At 40.7% G+C, this 11001-nt stretch carries 8 protein-coding genes; 5 read left to right on the forward strand and 3 right to left on the reverse strand.

Features of this window, described 5'->3' with window-relative positions:
* The first annotated feature begins 122 nt into the window (after positions 1 to 122).
* Together B2X72_RS01840 and B2X72_RS01845 are read left to right on the forward strand one after the other, a co-directional pair.
* Entirely contained in the window at positions 123 to 464 is a 342-nt protein-coding gene (locus B2X72_RS01840) for a phage holin family protein (RefSeq protein ID WP_088159802.1), read from the forward strand.
* Positions 465 to 725: 261 nt separating this feature from the next.
* Positions 726 to 2663, forward strand: coding sequence for a heavy metal translocating P-type ATPase (locus B2X72_RS01845; protein WP_286848164.1), 1938 nt, complete (start codon positions 726 to 728; stop codon positions 2661 to 2663).
* A gap of 166 nt (positions 2664 to 2829) precedes the next feature.
* Here the strand turns inward: B2X72_RS01845 and pgi are convergent, their stop codons facing one another.
* On the reverse strand, positions 2830 to 4500 hold the full coding sequence (pgi, locus tag B2X72_RS01850; protein WP_286848165.1) for a glucose-6-phosphate isomerase: 1671 nt from the start codon (positions 4498 to 4500) through the stop codon (positions 2830 to 2832).
* A 218-nt stretch (positions 4501 to 4718) separates the two neighbouring features.
* Here pgi and prfB point away from each other — a divergent pair.
* The 3 genes from prfB (at position 4719) to B2X72_RS01865 (ending at position 9036) form a co-directional block, all read left to right on the forward strand.
* Positions 4719 to 5802 (forward strand): peptide chain release factor 2 gene (gene prfB, locus B2X72_RS01855; protein WP_201639914.1). Its coding sequence is split into 2 segments (ribosomal slippage): positions 4719 to 4778 and positions 4780 to 5802, totalling 1083 coding nucleotides; the frame shifts between segments, so codons are not numbered across the junction.
* A gap of 452 nt (positions 5803 to 6254) precedes the next feature.
* On the forward strand, positions 6255 to 7700 hold the full coding sequence (locus tag B2X72_RS01860; protein ID WP_198386009.1) for a glycosyltransferase: 1446 nt from the start codon (positions 6255 to 6257) through the stop codon (positions 7698 to 7700).
* Positions 7701 to 7734: 34 nt separating this feature from the next.
* Positions 7735 to 9036, forward strand: coding sequence for a nucleotide sugar dehydrogenase (locus tag B2X72_RS01865; protein ID WP_286848166.1), 1302 nt, complete (start codon positions 7735 to 7737; stop codon positions 9034 to 9036).
* 293 nt (positions 9037 to 9329) lie between these two features.
* On the opposite strand, the gene B2X72_RS01870 is transcribed toward B2X72_RS01865, so the two are convergent.
* Positions 9330 to 9965 (reverse strand): carbonic anhydrase family protein, encoded by a 636-nt coding sequence (locus B2X72_RS01870; protein ID WP_070565856.1) that lies wholly within the window; start codon positions 9963 to 9965, stop codon positions 9330 to 9332.
* 164 nt (positions 9966 to 10129) lie between these two features.
* Entirely contained in the window at positions 10130 to 10987 is an 858-nt protein-coding gene (locus B2X72_RS01875; RefSeq protein WP_286848168.1) for a phosphotransferase, read from the reverse strand.
* Positions 10988 to 11001 lie beyond the last annotated feature (14 nt).

The raw sequence follows: 11001 nt of genomic DNA on the forward strand, positions 1-11001 counted from the left end.
CATCCATCCATCCATCCATCCCAAAGATTTAAATGCGATAATCTAAACAAAGTTTGGCATCGGGTTTGTACGACAATTATTATATTATTACTTTATTTACTCTTTATAAATTAGCACATATTATGAAATTTATTATTAGTCTTTTACTTACTGGTCTGGTAGTCGCAATTGCTTGCTGGGTTGTTCCTGGTGCTGAAGTTGCTGGTTTCGGTTGGGCTATCGTTACGGGACTTGTCATTGGATTTGTCAACGCGACTGTGGGATCGATTTTAAGGTTATTTACGTTCCCATTGAATTGGCTTACCCTTGGTCTAGTTTCCTTTATTATTACCGTATTAATGGTCTTGTTGACCGATTCACTACTTGGATCCAAATTTGATGTACATGGATTTTGGACCGCAGCGCTGTTTGCCATTGTCGTTGCCATATTGGAAATGATTATTGGCAGTACTTCGAAAGATTAAAAATACATTCAATAAAATAGCAGGCGTCCGCATCAATACATGTGGACGCCTTTTCATTGCTCAGCGATTGTCCCCCTTCCTTGCTGACATCAGCTTCCCTTACGGACAGCATCTGTCGTTTGAAAAACAGCTTGTTTGCTGTTCCAATTCCTTTAAATAATCGTCTAAAATAATTGCCCTTATGGGTGAGTTCATCCTCATTTCCCTCGCTTTTTACAGCAGAATTCGCTAAATTTAATTCTTTAAAAGAACCGCTGATATATGTGCGAACACAACCACGAGCATAGCCATGCCACACCGGAGCACGGCCTTCCAACACAGGAGCACGGCCTTCCAACACAGGAGCGTCCTTGGTGGATTACCCAGCGTAAGCTCCTCATGGCTCTTGTCATTCTACTTACTTTACTCCTATTGAAATATGCTTTTAGGATCAGCCTTCCCTTTGGCATCAGCTTGACCTTAAATAGCGTTGCCTACCTTCTCGCGGGAATCCCCGTTATTCAAATGGCATTTCGCAAGGCAAGCCGTGGTGATATTTTTAATGAATTTTTTTTAATGACCGTTGCGACCTTGGGTGCTTTCGCTATTGGAGAATTTGAAGAGGGCGTCGCTGTAATGGTGTTCTATCAAATCGGAGAATGGTTTCAGGATACTGCCGTCGACAATGCCAAGAAATCAATCAAATCGCTATTGGATATCCGCCCTGACACAGTAACGGTCATACGCAATGGGCAACAAGAACAGGTAAATCCAAAAACTGTCACAATTGGCGAAACTATCCTTGTAAAAGCTGGAGAAAAAGTGGCTTTGGACGGCAAACTTAAAACGGAGAAAGCGGCATTTAACACTGCTGCTTTGACTGGGGAGAGTAAACCCGATACAAAATATTCGGGTGATGCTGTCTTTGCAGGTATGATCAACTTGGAAACAGTTGTTCAAATCGAGGTATCCAGCGTATTTGAAGATAGCAAATTGAGCAAAATTCTCGAAATGGTCCAGGATGCTACCGCACGGAAGTCCAAAACACAATTGTTTATTGCCAGATTTGCCAAAATATATGTTCCTATTATTTTCGGCCTCGCGCTTTTGGTTCTTATTTTACCCCTGTTTTTTGTTCAGGACTATAGTTTTAAAGAATGGTTCTACCGGAGTTTGGTCTTCTTGGTGATCAGCTGTCCCTGTGCCCTGGTTGTTTCGATTCCCTTGGGGTATTTTGGTGGTATAGGTTTAGCCTCCCGAAATGGCATACTATTTAAGGGCGGGAACTTCCTCGATGCCATCACCGCTGTCGATACCATTGTCATGGATAAAACGGGGACACTTACAGCGGGTGTATTTGAAGTAACGGAAGTTTTTGCTGTCCATCGAGATCCAACGGAATTACTGAGTTACGCTAAGGCTGTCGAGGCACATTCAACACATCCCATCGCAAAGGCGATCGCAAGTTATCATCCCGGCAGGCCCGCATTGCAAGCTGAGAAAACCCAGGAAATAGCAGGCCACGGACTCCTCGCCACTGTTAATGGAAAACGTACACTCGCAGGCAACAGCAAGTTACTGGACAAATTCAATATAAGCTATCCTGCAGAGCTAAGGCAAGTGGCCTACTCCATTGTATTGCTTGCCATCGAAGATCAATATGCGGGTTATATCACTGTGGCGGACCGGATTAAGCCCGATGCCAAGGAAGTGATCCAAACCATGCGTGCTCAAGGTCTATACACCGTCATGCTATCTGGGGATAAAACAGCGGTAGTAAATGAAGTTGCCAAAAAACTTGGGCTAGACAAAGCTTATGGGGACCTCCTTCCGGAAGATAAGGTAAATCATGTACAACAACTGATCGATCAAGGTCGCCGTGTTGCCTTTGCCGGTGATGGCGTAAATGACGCACCGGTAGTAGCTTTGGCGCAGGTCGGCATCGCCATGGGTGGACTCGGAGCCGATGCAACCATCGAAACGGCTGATGTGGTGATCCAGAACGATGAACCCCACAAGATCCTGTCTGCCATCAAAATCGGTAAAATTACCCGAAGCATTGTTTGGCAGAACGTCATTCTCGCAATGGGGATCAAAATCATTGTCTTGGTTCTTGGTGCCGGTGGTTTTGCAACGCTCTGGGAAGCAGTTATCGCCGATGTTGGGGTAGCACTTTTGGCTATTTTAAATGCCATTCGAATCCAGCAGAAAAAAGTCTAAAATAGAAGATACCCAAGAAATCTGGCCAACACCTGTAAAAATCGGATATCAGAAATAAAGTAGTAGAATATCCCTAAAACTGAATAAAAGCGGGGCTGTCCAAAAGTTGAACAGCCCCGTTTCTTATGTTTCATCACCGATCTAATTTTGATCACAGAGAGCAATTTTAATCCCGCCAAGCTTTGTACGCATTGATCAATCCATTTGTCGAAGAGTCATGACTTGTAACCGGATTGGCGTCGCTTAATTCCGGGAGGATTTGATTGGCCAATTGTTTTCCTAGTTCGACACCCCATTGATCAAAACTATAAATATTCCAGATCACACCCTGGACAAAAATCTTATGCTCATACAATGCGATAAGTCGTCCTAAAGTGCGTGGCGTCATTTTTTTGAACAGGATGGAATTCGTTGGGCGATTACCTTCAAAAACTTTATAGGCTTTCAGTGCTTCAATTTCCTGGTCCGACTTTCCGGCTTTCTTAAATTCAGCAACCACTTCGGCTTCCGTTTTGCCATTCATCAAAGCCTCAGTCTGCGCAAAAAAGTTAGACAACAGCAATTGGTGGTGGTTTCCGATCGGATTAAGGCTATTGGCAGGTGCAATGAAATCACAAGGAATCAACTTGGTGCCCTGGTGAATCAACTGATAGAAGGCGTGCTGCCCGTTCGTACCAGGTTCACCCCAGATAATCGGTCCAGTCTGATAGTCCACCTGTTGGCCATTACGGTCAACATATTTGCCGTTACTTTCCATATCCCCTTGTTGGAAATATGCCGCAAAACGGTGCAGATATTGATCGTAAGGGAGAATTGCATGGCTTTCGGCCTTGAAAAAATTATTGTACCATACACCAAGCAAAGCTAATATCACGGGAATATTGGATTCGAAGGGAGTTTCCTTAAAATGAACGTCCGCATCGTAGGCACCTTTCAAAAGTTCCTCGAAATTATCAAAGCCTATTGCCAAGCTAATGGAAAGACCTATAGCAGACCACAGGGAATACCGTCCGCCTACCCAGTCCCAAAACTCAAACATATTTTGAGTATCTATTCCAAAGGCACGTACTGCTTCTGTATTGGTGCTCAATGCTGCAAAATGCTTAGCGACATCTTCCTGAACGGCTCCGCTCGCCAAAAACCAGTCTTTAGCTGTATGCGCATTGGCCATCGTTTCCTGCGTTGTGAAAGTTTTTGAAGCAATCAGAAACAAGGTTGTTTCAGGATCCACAGCTTTCAATGTTTCAGCAATGTGTGTACCGTCTACGTTGGAGACAAAATGTACATTTAAGCGCGTTTTATATGCTTTTAAGGCTTCTGTTACCATCACAGGACCTAGATCTGAACCACCGATACCGATATTCACCACAGTTGTAATTTCTTTACCCGTATATCCTTTCCACTCACCAGCTATAATCTTTTCCGTGAAGGCTTTCATTTGTGCCAGCACGCGTTTAACGTCGGGCATGACATCCTTTCCGTCCACATAAACGGGCTGATCGGATTGATTTCGCAAAGCGGTGTGTAACACCGGTCTGTTTTCGGTCACGTTGATGCGCTCACCCGAGAACATCGCTGTTATCGCATCAGCAAGACCACATTCTTTAGCTAACTGAACCAAGAGCGCCTTTGTTTCTGCAGTAATCCGATTTTTGGAGTAATCCAAAAGTATATCTTCGAAAGCGATCGAGAACTTCTCAAAACGTGCGGGATCTGCGGCAAAAAGTGCACGTAGATCATTTTTTTCGCTATTGCTAGATAGCCCTGCAAAAGAACCAAAATGCTGCGCTAGATTCTTATAGGCCTCAGTCGTTGTAAAATTAATTTTTGGGAACATACTGTTTTTACTGAAATTATTTGTTTTAAACATCAATAAGAGCCTTCAGTATTTCATTGTTACACATCGTGTAGATCCTTAAATGAAGGTTTATTCCGTTGACAATACCAAAACTAAAAAAAAAAGGTCAAATTATCCCTATTGGGCAATCTATATTGGGTGCGAAGTTATTCGATAGAAGCACGAATTTATTAATTAAAATTTCTACTTTAGCGGATATGACAAAAGAACAAATTCAAGACTTGAGGGATCGTGTTACTTCCCTGAGGAGGCATCTTTGACATCGATGCACGCAAAGAAGAGATAGAAAGAGATCAAGCTATTACGCTTGAAGCAAGTTTTTGGGATGATTCCAAAGCTGCAGAGAAAATACTCTTGTCCATAAAAAACCAAAAGGTATGGACAGACCACTTCGACGAAGTTGCAGCGGCGGTTGAAGACGCCTATGTCATGTATGAATTCTTCCAATCTGGCGACGCGAGTGATAAGGAAGTGGACGACCAATATAAACTAGCTTTAGCGCAAGTCGAGGAACTCGAATTCAAAAACATGCTTAGCGCCGAAGAAGATCAGCTGGATGCAATTTTACAGATTACAGCTGGTGCCGGCGGGACTGAAAGCTGCGACTGGGCTGCCATGCTCATGCGTATGTATATTATGTGGGGCGAAAAAAATGGGTATAAAGTGACCGAACAAGATTCGCAGGAAGGTGACGTTGCAGGCATTAAGAGTGTAACCTTACAGATATCAGGCGATTTTGCTTATGGCTACCTTAAGGGAGAAAACGGTGTACACAGGCTCGTTCGGATTTCTCCGTTTGATTCCAATGCAAAACGCCATACCTCTTTCGCGTCTGTTTATGTTTATCCCTTGATTGATGATAATATTGAGATTGATGTGAAGGATTCGGAAATCGAATGGGACACGTTCCGTTCAGGTGGTGCAGGAGGTCAGAACGTAAATAAGGTGGAAACAGCTGTTCGATTACATCACAAACCTACTGGCATTATTATTAAAAATCAGGAATCCAGATCGCAATTACAAAACAAAGAAAATGCGATGCGCTTATTGAAATCACAGTTATATGAGATTGAAATGCGTAAACGCCAGGAAGCTACCGCTGCTATTGAAGGAAACAAAAAGAAAATAGAATGGGGATCCCAAATTCGAAATTATGTCCTACATCCTTACAAGTTAATTAAAGATTTACGGACCAATTACGAAACATCCAATACACAAGCTGTGCTGGATGGTGATCTAAATGATTTTCTAAAAAATTATCTAATGGAATTTGGCGGATAAAGACGATTTCGAAACTTGATGATATTGAAGACGTTCTCTTTTCGAGGCGTCTTTTTTTGTGCTGTCTGTTGCTTTTTTTATTTGGCTTCAGCTGAATTTCTTCAGTCCACCCATTGCCCCCTTTCCTACACAGTTTGTCACAAAAATTGTCAAATTCTCTTAATAATCAGCAGGCAAATGTTAAAAAACCTTAAAAGTCTACTGCCCATATCGTTATTATATTTTAATCGATTTTTATTACAAATCAAAATTAAAGCACTGAAAACAAACGACTTACTTATCTCTTTTTTGTATCAAGAACGTTACAGTTTGAGCGGTCGGATCATTTTTGGCACAAAATAAAGGCATGTCTTTTGCGTTTATGCAATCGTAATATTTTCATTACAAATGATACCGATTGCGGTATCGATTAAATATAGAATGAACGAATGTATATCTAAAATAGAACGGTTATGAATTACATGAAAGAAAACTCGATCGTATCCAAGCAGATGACCAAACAATGGCAGCCTGCGGTATATGATGTAAATGCAGGAGAAAAGCGATCTGATCATACAGTGAGCAAAAACGAGGAAAGCAACTTTGGTCCAAGAGAATATGGTATTTTTGGAGCGACTTTTTTTATACTATTTGCGTCTGTTTTTGGCGTATACATGCTTCAACCCGATTTTGATGCGTTACGTTTCCAACGTTTAGACAGTATTGGCGGAACATTTTTGATTATTTTCGGGATACTTTTAGCGGCTATTGCCATCAGTTTTTTGATTTTTTTAATTGTACTTCACCGTAAATATAAGCCCATTGCTTCTGTATCGGACGATGAGCTACCTACTTGTACGATTATTGTTCCGGCTTATAACGAAGGGCAGTTAGTCTATGATACCTTACATAGTTTGGCTAGCAGTGATTATCCGGAGAAGAAACTTCAGATCATTGCCATTGACGACGGTAGTAAGGACAATACCTTTGCCTGGATACAACGTGCCAAAATGGAATTGGGCGATCGTGTTGAAATTTATCAGCAGCCCAAGAATATGGGTAAGAGACATGCTTTATACCGTGGATTTAAGTTAGGTACGGGAGAAATCTTTATTACGGTTGATAGTGATTCTATTGTTAAAAAGGATACCATACGTAATATGGCGAGTCCTTTTGTAACAAACAAGGAGTGTGGAGCAGTTGCGGGCAACGTGCGTGTATTGAATACCAAAAAAGCGATTATACCCCGTATGTTGAATGTTAGCTTCGTATTCAGCTTTGAGTTTGTACGTTCGGCGCAAAGTATGCTGGGCACGGTCATGTGTACACCAGGAGCCTTGTCCGGCTATCGTAAAGAGGCTGTCATGAACTGTTTGGAGGATTGGATTAACCAGACTTTTATGGGGCAACCGTCTGATATCGGTGAAGATCGCGCGATGACCAATATGATCCTAAAACAGGGGTATCATGTTCTATTTCAATCCAACGCATACGTTTATACCGACACTCCTGTACGTTACAAAAATCTGTACAAGATGTTTATCCGTTGGGAACGAAGCAACGTGCGCGAAAACATTGCGATGAGTAAATTTGCATTTAAGAATTTCCGTCAGGGACCTAAATGGGGAGCACGTATCTTATTGCTTATGCAATGGAAAAAAGTATTATTGTCTTATCCAATGATGTTGTTGATGCTGTGGACAGTATTTCATTATCCATTGATGTTCCTAAGCTCAACGTTGGTCGGTATCTTAATATTTTCCAGCATCCAGGCCTATTTCTTTGCTTCTAAAAACTCTGACACCAAAGAAGCTTTCTGGGCGTATAGTTACAGTATATTTTATGCCTTCAGCTTATTCTGGATTACACCGTATGCGATAGCGACAGCCGGACGCAGAGGTTGGTTGACAAGAGGTTAAAAGTAAAGCAAAGAACGTATATTTACAGCTATATATGAGAGATTTTAAGGTAAAAAAAATTGCCGTCATCGGCCAAGGATATGTGGGATTGCCATTAGCAATAGCATTTTCCGATTTTTTCCCGGTGATTGGCTTCGATATTAATAAAACACGTATTGATGAACTTAGGCAGGGCTTTGACCGGACATTAGAATCGGATAAAGATGAATTGATCCGTGCGAGAGACTTATTCCAGAGCTCAAACCAAAGTAAGGGCTACGATGCGAGTAATGCGACAGCCGATATTGCCGACGCTAACGTTTATATTGTTACGGTCCCTACACCTATAGACCGATACAACTCGCCAGACTTATCTCCATTGATAGGGGCTTCGAAAATGATTGGCGAACTCTTAAATCCCGGCGATTTGGTTATCTACGAATCTACGGTCTATCCTGGTTGTACTGAAGAAGAGTGTATACCTGTTTTGGAAAGTTGCTCGGGATTAAAATTTAACCAAGATTTTTTTGTTGGCTATTCCCCAGAACGTATTAATCCAGGCGATAAAGTAAATTCACTTCAAAAGGTCATGAAAGTGACTTCTGGAAGTACACCTGAGGCAGGATTGGTGGTAGATGGACTTTATAAGAATATTATTGAAGCCGGGACACATTTGGCGCCCTCAATCAAAGTTGCCGAAGCTGCCAAGGTGATCGAAAATGCGCAGCGCGATGTAAATATTTCCTTTATGAATGAGCTCGCGCTAATCTTCGACCGTGTAGGAATAGATACACAGGATGTGTTAGATGCTGCGGGCACAAAATATAATTTTCTACGTTTTAAACCAGGACTAGTGGGCGGTCATTGTATTTCTGTAGACCCCTACTACCTCGCTCAAAAAGCAACTCAACTAGGTTATCACCCACATGTTATTTTATCTGGAAGAGAAGTAAATGATCAGATCGCCTCCTTCATCGCATCAAAAGTGGTGAAATTGATGATTCAGAAAAACATCAAATTTGAAGGGGCAAAAGCGTTAGTATTGGGCATCACCTTCAAAGAAAACTGTCCTGATATGAGAAATAGTAAAGTTATAGATATGATTCAGGATCTTCAAGAATTTGGTCTAAAAGTCGACATTTATGATCCATGGGTCAATAGAGATGAAGTGAAATCACATTTTAATTTAAAACTATTATCGGATCTTCCCGAATCTGCAGATTATGACAGTGTTATTCTGGCTGTGGGACACCGAGAGTTCTTACATTTAGATCTCAATAATTTAAAAAAGAACCCATCCGTTGTTTTTGATATCAAGGGCATACTCGACAGAAAATTTGTAGATGCCCGCTTATAAAGATCCGTTCTAATTGTCTTTTTTCAAATCCTGATCTACTTGTCAAAAATTTAAGCAGATCAGGATTTTTAGTATCTGGCATTTTGTGCAATCGTTTGATAAAAAAACATTACTATATTTCTGTTTTTAATATTAACTCAACACCACAATTATAATTTAACCTAATTAAACTAGGGATGTTACACAAATTGCGGTAATCATGAAACAGTTAGATGACACAGAACTATTCGCATGGATTCAAGCAAATGACCGTCATGCTTTTTATTCTTAAAAAGTATACACGACCTTTCGGCTTATAGCCAACTTACGCTACCAGTTTCGACGTCATAGTTCGCTCCGACAATTTTAATTTTACCCTCTTCTTCCAATTTCCGGAGCGTTGAACTCTGTTTGCGAATGTCACGGATTGCATGTTTAATATTCTGTTGATTTAGTTTTTCAAGCAGTACACTATTTTTAGAAGAACGTTCTTCCCCCTGCTCGATCACTTCATTGATGATCGGGTCGAAATGATTAATCAAATGATTTAGGTTATCCATTCCCATACCCTCGATCTGCGCCGCATCCAATCCTCCTTTTAATGCCCCACATTTGGTATGCCCCAAAACGACAACAAGTTTAGAACCGGCCACATTGCAACCAAACTCCATCGATCCCAAAATATCCTGATTGACAAAATTTCCGGCAATCCGGATACTGAAGATATCACCCAGTCCCTGATCAAATATAAGTTCAGCTGAAGTACGGCTATCGATGCAGCTTAGCACCACGGCGAATGGCCACTGCCCTTCACGTGTAGCATTCACCTGTTCGAGAAGATCGCGGTTAGCTTTCAGGTTATTAACAAAGCGCTGGTTTCCTTCTTTCAGGAAGTCCAATGCCTTTTGTGGGGTAATTGTTGATTGTGTTTCGTACGTATGTGCCTTCATAAAATTATATTATTTGGAATAGTAAAGGTAAAATTAATACGTTACATTTTAATTACCAACAAGACAAAATACCTGTAATTGGTTTATAGTTTCACCCAACGCTTATGCAAGAGTTGTTTTCCAGCCTTCAACGTAAAACCGAATTAATATTCCTTAATCTTGCCTTATTTAACCACAGTGACTTCTTTCTTTTCGTAATAGTCCATCCAAGCTTTAATTCTTCCGACAAACATTTTAAGATAGTTTTCTGTCAAAAATATATTGGACCAATCAAATCTTTGCGCCTGTACGCCAAGATAAAAAATAAAAATAGCAGCGCCAGCTTTCGGTATTAACCTGAGCTCTTTTTCAGATAAAGGTCTATTACTTTGGTATCCACGCAGGAAACTTTGGATTTTTAATTCATACTGCTCTTTATCTGATTCTATGAAAAACAGCTGTTTGCAGAAATATCCAACATCTAAAATTTCCCATCCATTTCCACAAAAGTCAAAGTCAAAAATCGTAATCTCCTTTTCAGCCGTAACGGCCATATTATCATACCATATATCCATATGAATAATTCCGGTTTTCGTATTATCGAAATCTGAATTTTGAAAATTTCCTCCAAATTCCCTAATGAATTCCATTTCTGGCAACTTGTCCGAAAAGAATTGTTTTAAATACGCATAAGGTAGTTCTATAAGAGACTCCTTATGATAAGATACTCGGTTAATGTTCTTGTTTTCGGAATGGTTGTGCATATTCGCCATTAGAGAACCTATTCGAAAACAAGTTTCCTTGTCCATAAATCGAATTTTCTCCCCTTGAGCAAAGGAAAAAAGTACAACATATCGGATTCCTTCAGGAGCATTTATTTCTTGAATGTATGCTCCGTCTTTATCTTCAATTGGAAAAGAAACACTTAAATTTTTATTCTTCAATGATTTCAGAAGTTCAAGCTCTTCAATAATTTCGATTTTTGACCTCCAGTTATGACTATAAACGCGCAAAACATATTTCGTTTCGGTGTTGGTGGATATTTCGGAGGGACCAT

Origin of the sequence: Sphingobacterium sp. UBA7253 (assembly GCF_002472745.1) — a bacterium.
Taxonomy (GTDB): domain Bacteria; phylum Bacteroidota; class Bacteroidia; order Sphingobacteriales; family Sphingobacteriaceae; genus Sphingobacterium; species Sphingobacterium siyangense.